Consider the following 13,916-nt stretch of genomic DNA (forward strand, 5'->3'; position numbering starts at 1 on the left):
ATATTGGTTCATTGTTTTGCCATTAGAAGCAGCGCAACCAAAGTGAGGAAGCTGTACAGCAGGTAAACCGCAATCCGGCCCTTCTGAAGCATTCCCACCCACTGTGAAATGCGCTCGACCCAGCGCGCAATCGGAAGATATAACCAGTACCAAAGAGGGTCTTCGACCAAGACCCGGTAACGTGGCTGGGCATCAAATGGTGACGGTAACTCACGCTCCATGCGGAAGAACGGCTCAAATATCTGCCGAATCGGTTGCCCAAAGCCTTCCGCGGTATCTTGCATACGTGCGTTCTGCAAGGGGTAACCACAGTCCCATGGAGCCGATCGACGTAACCGACCATGATAGAACAAGCGGACTAATATGTAGGCGAGCGTGCAGCTCGCAGCCACCCCTAGTAGGAAAATAACCGGTCCATAACTGGCTCGCGCAACGGAAATCGGAGCCAAGAGCCACCATGCGTTAGCCGCAATAGATGGCGAGAGGTCGAATAAGCTGAGTTGTTTTATTACAGGGCTGATTGCCTTTAAGATCTGTGAAGGCATAAGCCCAAGCAATATGGAGATGGCAACAAGCCACAGCATGCCTATTTTCTCCAACGTACCGGCATCATGTGCCTGCGCCAACTTTTCTTCACGTGGCCGCCCCAGGAAGATCACGCCAAAAAACTTGACCATGGTGTATCCGGCCAACGCCGCGATCAGCGCAATGGCAGCGGCAACCACCGGAATCAGCATGTTGAGGAAACTATTTGGAAGCCCGGGGGTGAACAGGAAGCTTTGCAGCAGTAGCCATTCGGAAACAAACCCGCCGAGTGGAGGCAAGCCGGCGCTGGCCAGTGCGCCAATCAACGACAACCATGCTACCCAAGGCGTGTAACGGATCAGCCCTCCGAGTCGCCCGAGGTTACGCTCTCCGGTCGCGTGCAGCACTGAACCCGTACAGACAAACAACAGGCTTTTGAAGGCCGCGTGGCTAGCCACATGATAGAGGGCAGCAGCCAGTGCCAGCGCAGCCAAGGCGGACATGTGATACGCATAGAACAGCAGACTGAGGCCCATGCCGACCATGATCAGGCCGATGTTCTCGATCGACGAGTAGGCCAACAAACGCTTCATATCGACCTGCACCGCACTGAACACCACCCCGAACAGCGCGGTAAGCAGTCCGACACTCAGCAGCAATACCCCCCACCACCACAACTGAACGGACAACAGGTCAAAAGTCACACGCAACAGGCCGTAAACGGCTGTCTTCAACATCACCCCACTCATCAATGCGGAAACCGGGGATGGCGCAGCCGGGTGCGCTTCCGGTAGCCAGACATGCAGTGGCAAGATGCCTGCCTTTGCACCGAAACCGAATAGCGCCAGCAAGAATGCTATGGAGGCCCAAAAAGGCGACAGATGCTGTGCGCGCATGTTGTTGAAGGTGTAGTCACCACTATTGGCCTGTAAGACCCCGAAGCACAGGAGAATCGCGATAGCACCAACGTGTGCCAGTAGTAGATAGAGATAGCCAGCCTGCCGTATTTCGGCGATGCGATGATTGGCGGTGACCAGAAAGAATGACGATAGCGCCATCGTCTCCCACATCACCATGAAGACATAGGCGTCGTCAGCCAAAACCACCAACGCCATACTGGCAAGAAATAGGTGGTACTGAAGACACAGTAGGCCTGGTGGTGTGCCTTCTCCCTTGCGAAAATAACCGGCGGCAAACAGTGAAACACCTGTTGTCACTCCCCCTAACACCATCAGGAACAGCGCTGACAGGCTATCCAACCGAAGATGGAAATTTAGTCCAGGCAAGCCGAACGGTAACTCGGCGACTTCGGCAGCCCCTCCCATTGCGCTGGCCGCCGCCACACAAAGTACCAGCGACGCGGCAGCCCCCATTGGGAAGAACACCTTTGCCACCAGCGCAAATCGATGTAAGGCAAGCACACCGAACGTTCCAATGGCCAACCAAACGGTCAGGACAACCAGCATCCAGTCCAGCGGCAGAAGGCCTGACCACCAATCGACTAATTGCATATCATCTTCTGCTTATCTCCGGTTTTCGCTGTAACCGGGTGGGTTAGGAGTCGGCGTAAGCCGCATGCCGAATCCCGTTGCCATGGGTGTGTGAGCGGTAGATTCTGGATCATGGATCAATCATACGATTGGCCATACATGCAATTTAAATGATAATACAGTTACCATTATTTGCAACCAGTCGCGACGAGACTGACGACTGCAAAAGACCTTCTATTCTTAATATTGAGTACTGCTGCGTACGCACGCATAACCGAACCTGAACTTGGATACACTGGCTGCAAAGGGGGATGGGAAGCCGCCGCAGGAGTGCGTAGCGTACTGCTGCGAAGCAGTCTTGATCAGTCTAGCAACGGTGAATCCTAACCATGGCCGCCTCAGAAGAAGAGCTGCAGGTACAGAAACCATCATCAATTTCCGCAAAACGAGTAGTCTCCGTTACCCTGTTGGTAACGATACCAATCGTTGTCTTTCTGGTGCTCGACGAATTCCACAGTTCGCGGTGGCAGGCGAAATTTCTTACCCGTCTGGGTCAAGAGCTGACCTTTCAAGTCGCCCCCGGGAAGAGCAACTCAATCCGCTACCCTACGAGGGGCGGACCGTATGATCAGCGCCTCGGCTACGCCAACCTGCCGAACTATGTGGAACGGTTGCAGGCGCGGGGCTTTACCGTGGCGGCCCAGGCACAGCAGTCCTCCTGCATGGCGCAACTGTTCGACCAGGGCCTGTTCATGCCCTATCGTGAAAAAGATCAGGCCGGGCTTAAGCTAATCGATAGCCACCATTTGCCTATCTATGCTTCGTACGCTCCGCAGCGTATTTACCCCAACTTCCAGTCCTTGCCGCGCCCGCTGGTCAACGCGCTACTCTACATCGAAAACCACAGCTTGCTCGACGAAGGGGCACCTCAGCGCAATCCGGCAATTGAGTGGTCTCGCTTTGGCCGGGCGTTAAGCGACGAAGCGATACACCTAGTGTATTCAGGCTACCACCCAGCAGGTGGTAGCACGTTGGCTACCCAGATCGAGAAATACCGCCATTCGCCGGATGGTCGTACCAACTCGCCGAGAGAGAAGATGCGTCAGATGGTTTCGGCCTCGGTACGGGCTTACCTGCAAGGAGAAGACACCACCGTCGTGAGGCAGCAGCTAGTGGTCAATTACCTCAATACGGTGCCACTTGCCGCGCGTGCCGGCTTCGGGGAAATCGCCGGGGTCGGCGATGGGCTCTGGGCTTGGTACGGGCGGGATTTCAAACAGGTGAACCGGCTACTCAACGATGACCCTGCAGGTCCGTTGCAAGAGCGTGCTCTGGTGTTCAAGGAGGTGCTCAGCCTGATGATTTCGCAGCGCCGCCCGTCCTACTACCTGAGCGGTGACATGAAGGCGCTCGAGTCCCTGACCAATTCTTACCTGCGCTTGATGGCTAAAGACAATGTAATTACTCCCGCGCTGCGTGACGCTGCACTCAAGCAGTCACTCCGTCAGCAGAAAGAACGCGTGCGATTGCCAACCCAACCTCCGATCGAACGAAAGGGGGTCAACGCCGTACGTATCAAGCTCGCCGCGCTCCTCGGCGTTCCGCAGATGTACGACCTGGATCGTCTGGATCTGACAGTCAATAGTACGCTTGACTCCAGATTGCAGCAGGAGGTGACGGCAGAGCTAATCAAGTTGCGTGACCCGGACTATGCCTATTCCGTCGGCCTTAATGATCAGCACTTGCTCGAACACGGCGACCCGCACGGTGTTACCTACAGCTTTACGTTGATTGAAAGCACGCCGCAAGGTAACAAGGTGCGGGTACAGGCTGACAATTTCGACCAGCCGTTCGATATCAACGATGGCACCAAGCTTGACCTCGGCTCAACTGCCAAGCTGCGCACGCTCCTCAACTATCTGGAAATCATCGCCGACCTGCACAAGCAATACGGCAGCCTTGGCAAGGAGGCACTGACAAAGATCCAGGCAGAACCACATGAGTCAATTATCAGGCGTTGGGTGATCGATTATCTCGCACAGGCTTCCGACCGTAGCCTTACAGCCATGCTGGAAGCTTCGCTGCAGCGTCAATACTCTGCCAACCCGGGAGAAAGCTTCTTTACCGGCGGTGGGTTGCATACGTTCGAGAACTTTGACAAAGCCGACAACTTCCGAACCCTCACCGTGCGTGAAGCCGTGCGTCGCTCGGTAAACCTGGTGTTCATCCGGCTCATGCGTGACGTGGTGCATTACTACATGGAGCCAGCGTCCGGTTCGAGTGAGCAACTGCTGGAAAACGTGGACAACCCGCAGCGTCAAGAGTATTTGCGGCGATTCGCTGACCGTGAAGGTCGCACTTTTCTGTCGGCGTTTTACCACAAATACCAAGGCAAGAGTATCGAGGAGTCAGAAGCCCGCCTGATGGAAGGCATCCATCCGAGCCCGAAGCGGCTCGCGGTAATTTTCCGCAGCATTGCACCGAATGCAAGTCTGGACCAGTTCGTTGTCTTCATGTCGACCTACCTGCCGACGGCCGGCGGTGATCACGAAATGCTCGCCAAATTGTATGATGACTACTCGCCGCAACGTTTCAATCTCCAGGATCGCGGTTACTTGGCCGGGATCCACCCGCTTGAGCTCTGGCTCTTGGCCTATCTACGTGCTCACCCGACCGCGGGCTATTCCGAAATCGTCAGAGCCAGCGTCGAGGAGCGCCAGGAGGTTTACCAGTGGCTGTTCAAAAGCAGGCGAAAGCACGCACAGGACAAACGCATCAAGGAATTATTGGAAGCAGACGGCTTCAAACAGGTACATAAAGCGTGGAAACGGCTAGGCTACCCATTCGATTCACTGGTGCCATCCTATGCAACGGCAATTGGAGCCTCTGCCGACCGCCCGGCAGCCTTGGCCGCATTGATGGGAATTGTCGTCAACGATGGCGTACACTTGCCGATCTCACACATTGACAGCCTGCATTTCGCCGCTAACACGCCCTATGACACCTTGTTGTTCAATGCCCTAAACAAGGGTGAGCGAGTGTTGCCGCCCGAGATTCCACAACTGGTTCGCCAAGTGCTGTCTGAAGTGGTCGACCAAGGGACCGCCCGTCGACTCGCCGGAGCCTTCAATCTGCCGAATGGCGCTCATGTGATGGTCGGCGGCAAGACGGGTACCGGTGACAACCGCTTCAAGACTTTTGCTAAGGGCGGGGGGCTGATATCGGAGCGAGTGGTCAGCCGCTCTGGGGCGTTTGTGTTCTATCTCGGAGACCACTATTTTGGCACGCTGGTTGCCTATGTGGCCGGGCCGCAAGCCGCCGATTACAAGTTCACCAGCGCCTTGCCGGTACAGATCCTGAAAGTGCTCGCTCCAACATTGAAGCAGCGGCTCAACCTTGGAGTGGACTCACAGCTCGCCTTGATGACCCTTAAAAAGCCAATCAGTAACGCTTCCGGTATTGCCATGGTGAAATAAAAGACAGTGCTAGCAAAATACCGGCCTACGAAACATAACGGAAAGATTTTCGGCTTTTTGTGTGCTAATCCTATCGCTGCGTAAAATGTGATAGTTATCAAGGAATTCTCGTGGAAAGCTTATGGGTCAGCTTGGGAAATATCTTTCATTCTGTAAGGACAATATTGCGTGCACTTACGGGGGTTGGCAGAAGCAAAGATCACCGCAAATCGATTGAGGGGCTTAACTTCAAGCACATCTTGATTGCCGGTATAATTGTAGTGGTTTTGCTTGTCTCCGGACTAACGGCCCTTGCCAGATTCATCGCAAGTCTAGGTTAAATCTAGTCTATTTTTTCAAGGGATATCATTTAATGACAATCAATAGTCAAAAAATACGCTTCTTCCGGTCACAGATTCCGTCCTTCGAGTGTGAACCGGGCTGCCATGACTGCTGCGGACCGGTAACGACCTCCACTGACGAGATGGCAAGACTTCCAATTAAGAGCGACCGTGATCATGAGATTGCGCTTGCGAATTTGAGCTGCCCACACCTTGGCAACGGATGCGAAGTGTATGCTGAACGTCCGTTGATTTGCCGCCTATTCGGTACGACACCAAGACTCGTCTGCCCGAAAGGGAATCGTCCAGTGAAGATGATTCACCCACAAATTGAAGAGCGAATTCATCAATTTTTTGTAGAGACACGCCACGTATTGGTTTGATGCCTCATCTTTTCTGAGGGCTTGTCGAAGATACCGCTTCTTGCAGATTTAGCATCGTCTCTCGGGCCGGCTAGAACAACCAATTTCTTGAAATTAAAAAAATGGGAGGCAGAGCCTCCCTAAAAGTCGCATGAATTATCTTTCGCCACCAGTCAAACGCCTGATCGCTACCAGACTTTACTCTTGGCCATCAAATGCATGCCTTTCCGGCAATCACCATTTATTGAACATTCTGTAGCTGGCTTTGTTGGCACAACTGTTGCATCTGCTCCAGATAGAAAAACAGATCTAACCCGATTTTCTTCTGTACTTCCTGAGCTCTTTTTTTCATATCAAGTAGATCGAGCATAGGCATACCTTTTAACGCTAGCGAGATCAAATTTGACCCGCCTTTCGTCAGCATCCGATAGGCCTGGCGTTCAAAAGTATCTCTTAGATATACACGGCAGGCTGCAGTACGTTTCAAGTCTCCGGTAAAGTTGGCGACTACGATGCCTTTTTCGCGCAATGCCAAATGGCAACCGTCATAGAAAAATTGCCGCCTCAAAGGTGCAGACACGGTTTTTTTGCTATAGACGTCCAAAAGGATCGCATCGACAGCATTGCTCTTGTGGCTTAGATAGATGCCTGCATCGGCGTTAATCACGCGGAGATTGTCAAGATTGCTTGACGCAGCTTCTTCATTTCGCATTGCCAAGGTGTTCTTGTCCACTTCCAGCATCGTGACAATGGCATCAGGAAAGCATTGCGTACAAAATATTGGTAAAAAACTATTATTTCCACCGACTATCAAGATATCCTTGGGTTCGGAAATAAATAGTGAGAAGCTCATCATCGCTTCGGCGCAGGCCTGTATTTGAGGATTGATTAGATTCATTGCAATTGAGTACCAAGACCTATTTGAATAATGAAATGAATAATTTCCGACATAAACATACTGCGTTTGGATCTCAACGACGACGATATAACAGACGCCAACGATAACGAAAGTCATCCAGGATAGGTACTGTCGCCAGAACCATCAGCCATACCGACAGCGGAATCGTGGCAATAAATCCTATTCTCTTGAATCCAACCGCCCCAACGATACCTCCGACGCAGAAACTGCTTAGCAGAATAGTATGCAGCTTTAACTTGTCTCGATTAGCCAGTACTGCTGGCTGTGGCGTGGACTTGCGATTAACGTAGAATAGTTTCCCAAGTTCGATTCCGATGTCGGTCGATAGCCCTGTGACATGAGTGGTACGTATAACGGCGCCGGAGATTTTGGTAATGATGGCATTCTGTAAGCCCATGATGTAACAGAGCAGCAGCACTGTCGCTGGCGCTAAGAACTCGCGGACCTCCGCCAAATATGCACCAGCCAGACCGAACAAGAGAAGGAGAGCCGCTTCCAGCAACAAGCTGAGCGCATAGCGGCTTCGTAATGATCGCCGCTTGGCCCAGTTGATCAGGAGCGCTGTAGTGGCCGCCCCTGCCAAGAAGGCCAGAACAGATACGAATCCAGCGAGCACCACCCATGATTCTCCCAGGGCGGTTGCATCCGCCATGCTTGAGACAATCCCCGTCATATGTGATGTGTACTGTCCTATGGCAAGAAAGCCACCTGCATTCATTGCTCCAGCAATAAAAGCCAAGGAGTAGCCTAAATGGCGATCTGCCTGCAGATCTCGCTTATGACCGGTTAGTCTACGAAGATATTTGATAGCCATGGTTTTTCTGCCTAGACAAGAAATAACCGTTGCGAAGACTTGCCGTGAGCATGCGCGCGGTGGTCTGCAAGGAAATCGGGTGATGCTTCTCCAGATATCGTGCCTGCGCTAATAACTGCTTTTCTGAAAAACGTAGGCCATTCCCCTTCATCGCGAAGACGATCTTGTTAGTGCAATCTTCCGATTGAACAACTACGGTATTGTCATTAAAGCTGTGCCGTATGCGGGAGACATAACTCCCAATTTGTCGATCGCCCCCACACATATTTACAACCATGACCCCTTGTGCATCCAAGGCGTCGAAGCAATCGTCATAGAAACGCTGAGTGCACAGTGACTTTGCCTGACCGTCAATATCATAACCATCCACCATCAGGATATCGATCTCTGCTGAGGAGTTAGTGATATGCTCTGCCCCGTCTCCGCAATGGATGTGGAAACGTGCGCTATCGGCAGGTATCGCAAACTCATTCCGAAATCCAATAACTTCTTGACTGATTTCGATAATGGAAATGTCTGCATCCGGCAGGTAACGATGGCAATACTTTGCCAGTGAGCCACCGCCCAGCCCAATCATGGTGATGCGTCTCGGTTTGGGGTTGAATAGCAAGCATCCCATCATCGTGCGGGTATACCCCAGAACCAGACTGTCCGGTTGTGCCGGGTCCATACGACTCTGCACGGTAGAAATATCGAAGGAGAGAGACAGCTTGCCACCCTCTTCATAGAGGAAAGGCTTGCCGGTTAGGCTGCCCGCCAGCAAATCTGCAAATCGGTGAAGAGGTGGAAAGTGACTCATGTAGCATCCGGCTTGCGTCGTAGAAAATACAAGAAAGACTGCTGTTTCTGGAGAGAAACAGACTTCGGCGTGAAACCGAGAGCACCGTCAAGAATTTCCTGCCCAAGCTCTTCGATTTTTGTCAGCGATCCTTGTACCACCAACTCGATCTCTTCGGGACGTTCCCGAACAATCCAGTAAGGCAAATTCATTTGGTGGCAAAGTGCATTGAGACGCACGGTCCAGTGCTCGCCCTGACGGCCGCCAGTGACCCTCAACGATTCGGTCACCTCAATGGGGAGCGACTTCGACGTCATGAGGCCCACCGTTTGACCCGCCGTGGCAGTTCGGTACAGAACACCATGATGTCCTCGCGTTTTTCCCACTGCTGGTCCAGCCAGAACAAGGAGCGCGCGGCATCCTCCTGTTCGATCTGAACATGCATTTTGTGAATATTGAGCGATGCCAGCTGCTCTTTCACTTTCCTCAGTAGCGACGAAGCAACATTCGCACGGAGGCAAGAAGCGGCAATCTCAAGGTGATATAGATAACCACGCCAGCCATCATGGCCACAGAACACGGCGCCAATGACGTGTGCATTTTCTTGGGCGATCCAGCAGAGGGTGGGGTTGCGCGACAGCAATCGCCATAACTCCATGCCTATCCAGTGGCGCAACTCCTCGGTTTTTGGGTTTTGCATCAGAGCAAGACAAGCATCTATGTCACGGATGGTCATGGCGCGCAAAGAAATGTCGGGACTCATCCGTCCACCTTCCCGTCCGCAAAAACCTGGTCCTTCCATGTCTCCCCCAGCCGGCATTCGATGAAATCGCGCATCATCCGGCGGATGACCTGGGAAGGGGTCATGTCTTCTTCCATGCACAGCTGCTCGAAAGCGGCCTTCTTTTTCGGATCGACCAGGACAGACAGCCGAGAGGTTCGATTTTCCATGCAAAGCCTCAAAACAATTAACATCCTATGTTAATCATGTATGTGTTCACAGATCATATCATGTTCATACTATGCAAGTTAATAGCTCTTTCGCAAGGACGGTGAGCACTGCATCGCCGGGGAGGTCGACGCTTCACCCAGCGAGGATGGGCATGGGCAACACCCACATTGGTATTGGAACATGCCGCGCTTGATCTGTGCATCGAACGCGTCCACAATGCTACTTACATTACCATTACATGATAATGTTGTGCATATGCACGGGAGAGGCATGCCATGGTCACTGACACCTAATGACTGGGCAACATCCGTCACAGAGACGGGTTGTCAGCCTTTCTTCGAACAAGATACGAGACCACTGACAGATTGGATGCCAGGGCCTTTTCTCCGGTCGATGTTGAGACGTTGCAGTTGGCAACCAACACGCCGAAATGAGTACGCCGCCTAAGGAGTCGCTGCAAATGGACGAGCAAATACGCCAAAGTGCGCTCGAGTATCATCAATACCCCACCCCAGGCAAAATTCAGGTCGCCCCCACCAAGCCGCTGGCTACTCAGCGCGACCTTGCCTTGGCGTACTCTCCTGGCGTCGCCGCCGCCTGCAATGCTGTTGTGGAGGATCCCCTTAACGTCTACAAGTACACGGCTCGTGGCAATCTGGTTGCCGTCATCTCCAACGGTACCGCCGTTCTTGGCTTGGGCAACATCGGTCCGCTGGCCGGTAAGCCGGTCATGGAGGGCAAGGGCGTTCTGTTCAAGAAGTTCGCTGGCATCGACGTGTTCGACATTGAGTTGAATGAGAATGATCCGGATAAGTTGGTCGACATCATCTGTTCAATGGAACCGACCTTCGGTGGCATCAATCTGGAGGACATCAAGGCGCCGGAGTGCTTTTATATCGAGAGGAAGTGTCGCGAGCGCATGGGCATTCCGGTGTTCCATGACGACCAGCATGGCACCGCCATCATCACTAGCGCCGCTGTTCTTAACGGCCTACGCGTTATCAACAAGAACATTGAGGAAGTGCGCCTGGTGACATCCGGTGCCGGCGCTGCGGCGATTGCTTGCCTGGATCTGCTGGTAGCACTGGGAGTGAAGCGCGAAAACATTACTGTCTGTGATTCGAAGGGGGTGATCTTTGAAAATCGCGACGAAACGATGGATGCGTCCAAGAGGCGTTATGCAATCAAGGACAATGGCCAGCGCAAGTTGGCCGACGCGATAGTCGGTTCTGACATCTTCCTCGGCCTGTCCGGGCCCAAGTTGGTCACCCAAGACATGGTCAAGTCCATGGCCCGTGACCCCCTTATCCTGGCGCTAGCCAACCCAGAACCGGAAATCCTGCCGCCGCTGGCAAAGGCCGCCCGGCCCGATGCCATTACCTGCACTGGCCGCTCGGATTACCCGAACCAGGTGAATAATGTCCTGTGCTTCCCCTTTATTTTCCGGGGAGCATTGGACGTCGGTGCGACCACCATCAACGAGGAAATGAAACTGGCCTGCGTGCGTGCGATCGCCGACCTCGCGATGGCAGAGCAGAACGATGTCGTGGCAACGGCTTACGGTGGCGAACAATTGTCGTTTGGCCCGGAATACCTGATACCTAAACCGTTCGATCCACGGTTGATAGTAAAGATCGCCCCGGCGGTGGCCAAGGCCGCGATGGATTCTGGTGTCGCCTCACGCCCAATCACCGATATGAATGCTTACATCGAGCAGTTGGCCCAGTTTGTCTACAAGACCAATTTGTTCATGAAGCCTGTCTTTACCGCCGCCAAACAAAACATGAAGCGCGTTGTCTTGGCTGAAGGCGAAGATGAACGGGTGTTGCACGCCACGCAGGAGATAGTGTCGCAAGGCCTTGCCCATCCAGTCTTGATTGGTCGTCCGGCCGTGATCGGAAAGCGCATTGCCAAACTGGGATTGAAACTGGAAGTTGGAAAGGGTTTTGAAGTCGTCAATAACGAATCCGATCCACGCTTTGGTGATTACTGGAAGGATTATTATGCGCTGACCAAGCGTAAAGGCGTCAGCCAAGAGCAGGCACGTCGCCGGGTGATTGGTAACAGCACACTAATTGGTGCACTGATGGTTCACCGTGGCGAGGCTGACGCGCTGATTTGTGGCACCTATGGCTCTTATCGCCAGCACTTTGACATCGTGGAGACCGTACTGGGCTACGCCGGCAAGGATAAAGTTGCCGCAGCGATGAATGCACTGATCCTGCCGGCCGGCAACATTTTCATTACGGACACTTATGTCAATGCTGACCCGAACGCAGAACAGTTGGCCACGATTACTGCTCTAGCAGTCGATTCAATGAAGCGGTTTGGTCTTGAACCGAAAGCTGCGTTGCTGTCTAACTCGAGCTTTGGCAGTCTGGGAACTATTTCTGCGTCTAAGATGCGTGAAGCTCTGGCGTTGATCCAAACAGCCCTGCCTGGTTTGGAAGTCGATGGAGAAATGCAGGGAGACGCAGCTCTAGTAGAAACGATTCGTCAGCAGATCATGCCCGAGACGACGCTCAAGGGCTCGTCTAACCTCTTAATCATGCCAAACGTGGAAGCCGCAAATATTAGTTACAACCTGCTGCGGGTCTCGGCGGCCGATGGCGTGACGATCGGCCCGATTCTGATGGGCATGGCGAAGCCAGTTCATATCCTCACGCCCATTTCTTCTGTTCGCCGCATCATCAATATGGTTGCACTGGCCTGTGTTGACGCACAGCTAGTGAAATAACAAGCCCAGAGGAGGAGCATATAATAAAATTCAAATAAAAATTCGCTGCGATAACATTTATTGAAGAATGTTGTCGCAGCATTTTCTCCCAATCAATGGGGACGTATGAGTTTATCGCCGTGCCTTATGGGCTTGCCAAATGATACCCATCTCGCAATCTCATTCTCATAAGTGAATCTAGCCGCCTGTTTGCCGCAGCCTCGTTTTCAGCCCAGTCATAGCATTCCTCCCCGTTCAATGAGTTTTTTACTCCCCACACCCTAAAAACATACCAATCCCCAAAGAGATCCTGCTGGATCCAGGTCATGTAATATTTGGTGCCCTTCTCCCAGCGAGCTATGTTTTTTGACTTAATATACATACAAAATAACGTTGAACTTAAAATTACGCCTCAACGGCAAGGGTTTTGGCTTCATCCTTAGATAGCTTAACCTTGTGAGCATTCGCTATTTTGGTTGCCGGTATTGCCCCATGTATTAGCCAGTCGAGAAGAGCAGCAATATCACCAGAGCATTTCACAACAACCACCGATCTATCTGGTGCATGTTGTGCATCCGCCAAGATGAACCCATCATGAAAGGCTTTCCTGGCAAGAGCGTAGGGAAACCAGCATTTATCTAGCATTCCTGTTATTGTTATCTTGTAAAGCTGGGAATCGGCACTCATACTAATCTGATAACGACCTTAATGGGTTGGACGGTATTGAGCAAAATACTATTACTGCACGACGGAGAGATTGATCGACTTGTTCCGGATTATCTGTTTGGCAATATACAGGAAGCGAAGGTCATGCATCATTTCCAGCTTCTCCGCACGCTCGATCAGGGCTTCTTCATTCAAAAACAACCCACTCCCTTTTCTGGCAAATATAACCCTATTGAAGCAATCCTCCGAAAGAACGATTGTAACAGCCCCTTCGAAAGACTTTCTGATTCGCTCAACATAGGCGCTAAATTTTGCATCCTCCCTGCAAAGATTCGCCACCATAACGCCGCCGTCTTCAAGGCATTCATAGCAGTCGTCGTAGAATGACTGACTGCTAAGCTGAGACGGAACACAACTCCCCTCGAAACCGTCGACAATCAACACATCCAGCGAACCGCTCTGATGGTGTACATAGGCCGCCCCATCCATGCAGAGCACTTCAAAGCGACTATTATTGGGCGGCACCTGAAACTTTTCACGCAACGCAATTACATCAGGATTAATCTCGGCGATCGTGACATGGCAATCGGGAAGGTGCCGGTAACAATACTTAGGCATCGAGCCACCTCCCAGTCCGATCATGCCTATTCGTTTTGGGGAGGCATTGAGCAGCAAAAAGCCCATCATTGTTCTTGTATAACTTAGCACCAATCGGTCTGGTTCTTTAAATGACATCTGACTCTGTATCGCACACAGGTCAAAATGCAAAGACAATGAATCATTGTGTTCAAAAACAAAAGGCGCCCCTGGTGCGCTTTGGTTTTTAATCATTGCACTAATAAAATCTTTCAGCGCGAAGTCTTTCATTTTCCTTAATCTTTCTTGCCTGGCCTACAAT

At 52.1% G+C, this 13,916-nt stretch carries 14 protein-coding genes; 4 read left to right on the top strand and 10 right to left on the bottom strand.

The features are described from left to right. Positions 1-8: 8 nt before the first annotated feature. On the bottom strand, positions 9-2,036 hold the full coding sequence (gene hyfB / locus B9N72_RS17735; RefSeq protein ID WP_085276309.1) for a hydrogenase 4 subunit B: 2,028 nt from the start codon (positions 2,034-2,036) through the stop codon (positions 9-11). Between the two features lie 368 nt (positions 2,037-2,404). On the opposite strand from hyfB, the gene B9N72_RS17740 reads away from it, so the two are divergent. The 3 genes from B9N72_RS17740 to B9N72_RS21805 all read left to right on the top strand — a co-directional run bounded on the left by B9N72_RS17740 (position 2,405) and on the right by B9N72_RS21805 (position 6,194). Continuing rightward, the gene (locus B9N72_RS17740) at positions 2,405-5,491 is read left to right on the top strand and encodes a transglycosylase domain-containing protein (RefSeq protein WP_085276310.1); all 3,087 of its coding nucleotides are present in this window, start codon (positions 2,405-2,407) and stop codon (positions 5,489-5,491) included. 110 nt (positions 5,492-5,601) lie between these two features. Beyond that, a complete protein-coding gene (locus B9N72_RS21800) occupies positions 5,602-5,811 on the top strand; it encodes a DUF2970 domain-containing protein (protein WP_159453036.1) in 210 nt (69 codons plus the stop codon). Between the two features lie 32 nt (positions 5,812-5,843). Beyond that, positions 5,844-6,194 (top strand): YkgJ family cysteine cluster protein, encoded by a 351-nt coding sequence (locus B9N72_RS21805; RefSeq protein WP_085276312.1) that lies wholly within the window; start codon positions 5,844-5,846, stop codon positions 6,192-6,194. Positions 6,195-6,414: 220 nt separating this feature from the next. Here B9N72_RS21805 and B9N72_RS17755 read toward each other — a convergent pair whose 3' ends face one another. The 6 genes from B9N72_RS17755 to B9N72_RS17780 are packed head-to-tail and all read right to left on the bottom strand — an operon-like array spanning position 6,415 to position 9,635. Continuing rightward, positions 6,415-7,188, bottom strand: coding sequence for a class I SAM-dependent methyltransferase (locus B9N72_RS17755; RefSeq protein ID WP_159453037.1), 774 nt, complete (start codon positions 7,186-7,188; stop codon positions 6,415-6,417). Continuing rightward, entirely contained in the window at positions 7,145-7,906 is a 762-nt protein-coding gene (locus tag B9N72_RS17760) for a YoaK family protein (RefSeq protein ID WP_085276314.1), read from the bottom strand. Before B9N72_RS17760 ends, B9N72_RS17755 begins: the two co-directional genes overlap by 44 nt. Further along, entirely contained in the window at positions 7,884-8,705 is an 822-nt protein-coding gene (locus B9N72_RS17765; protein WP_085276315.1) for a spermine/spermidine synthase domain-containing protein, read from the bottom strand. The genes B9N72_RS17760 and B9N72_RS17765 overlap by 23 nt, the downstream gene beginning before the upstream one ends. Beyond that, a complete protein-coding gene (locus B9N72_RS17770) occupies positions 8,702-9,001 on the bottom strand; it encodes a hypothetical protein (RefSeq protein WP_085276316.1) in 300 nt (99 codons plus the stop codon). The genes B9N72_RS17765 and B9N72_RS17770 overlap by 4 nt, the downstream gene beginning before the upstream one ends. After that, the gene (locus B9N72_RS17775) at positions 8,998-9,447 is read right to left on the bottom strand and encodes a GNAT family N-acetyltransferase (protein ID WP_085276317.1); all 450 of its coding nucleotides are present in this window, start codon (positions 9,445-9,447) and stop codon (positions 8,998-9,000) included. Before B9N72_RS17775 ends, B9N72_RS17770 begins: the two co-directional genes overlap by 4 nt. Continuing rightward, positions 9,444-9,635 carry a CopG family transcriptional regulator gene (locus B9N72_RS17780; protein ID WP_085276341.1) on the bottom strand — a complete coding sequence of 64 codons (192 nt, stop codon included), beginning with the start codon at positions 9,633-9,635 and terminating at the stop codon, positions 9,444-9,446. Before B9N72_RS17780 ends, B9N72_RS17775 begins: the two co-directional genes overlap by 4 nt. 461 nt (positions 9,636-10,096) lie before the next feature. On the opposite strand from B9N72_RS17780, the gene B9N72_RS17785 reads away from it, so the two are divergent. Then, positions 10,097-12,373, top strand: coding sequence for an NADP-dependent malic enzyme (locus B9N72_RS17785; protein ID WP_085276318.1), 2,277 nt, complete (start codon positions 10,097-10,099; stop codon positions 12,371-12,373). A gap of 124 nt (positions 12,374-12,497) precedes the next feature. On the opposite strand, the gene B9N72_RS21810 is transcribed toward B9N72_RS17785, so the two are convergent. The 3 genes from B9N72_RS21810 to B9N72_RS17790 are packed head-to-tail and all read right to left on the bottom strand — an operon-like array spanning position 12,498 to position 13,885. After that, positions 12,498-12,734 (bottom strand): WGR domain-containing protein, encoded by a 237-nt coding sequence (locus tag B9N72_RS21810; protein ID WP_143477800.1) that lies wholly within the window; start codon positions 12,732-12,734, stop codon positions 12,498-12,500. A gap of 23 nt (positions 12,735-12,757) precedes the next feature. Continuing rightward, on the bottom strand, positions 12,758-13,039 hold the full coding sequence (locus tag B9N72_RS20945; RefSeq protein WP_143477801.1) for a hypothetical protein: 282 nt from the start codon (positions 13,037-13,039) through the stop codon (positions 12,758-12,760). A 51-nt stretch (positions 13,040-13,090) separates the two neighbouring features. After that, entirely contained in the window at positions 13,091-13,885 is a 795-nt protein-coding gene (locus tag B9N72_RS17790; protein WP_143477802.1) for a fused MFS/spermidine synthase, read from the bottom strand. Positions 13,886-13,916 lie beyond the last annotated feature (31 nt).

Origin of the sequence: Pseudogulbenkiania subflava DSM 22618 (assembly GCF_900177275.1) — a bacterium.
GTDB lineage: Bacteria > Pseudomonadota > Gammaproteobacteria > Burkholderiales > Chromobacteriaceae > Pseudogulbenkiania > Pseudogulbenkiania subflava.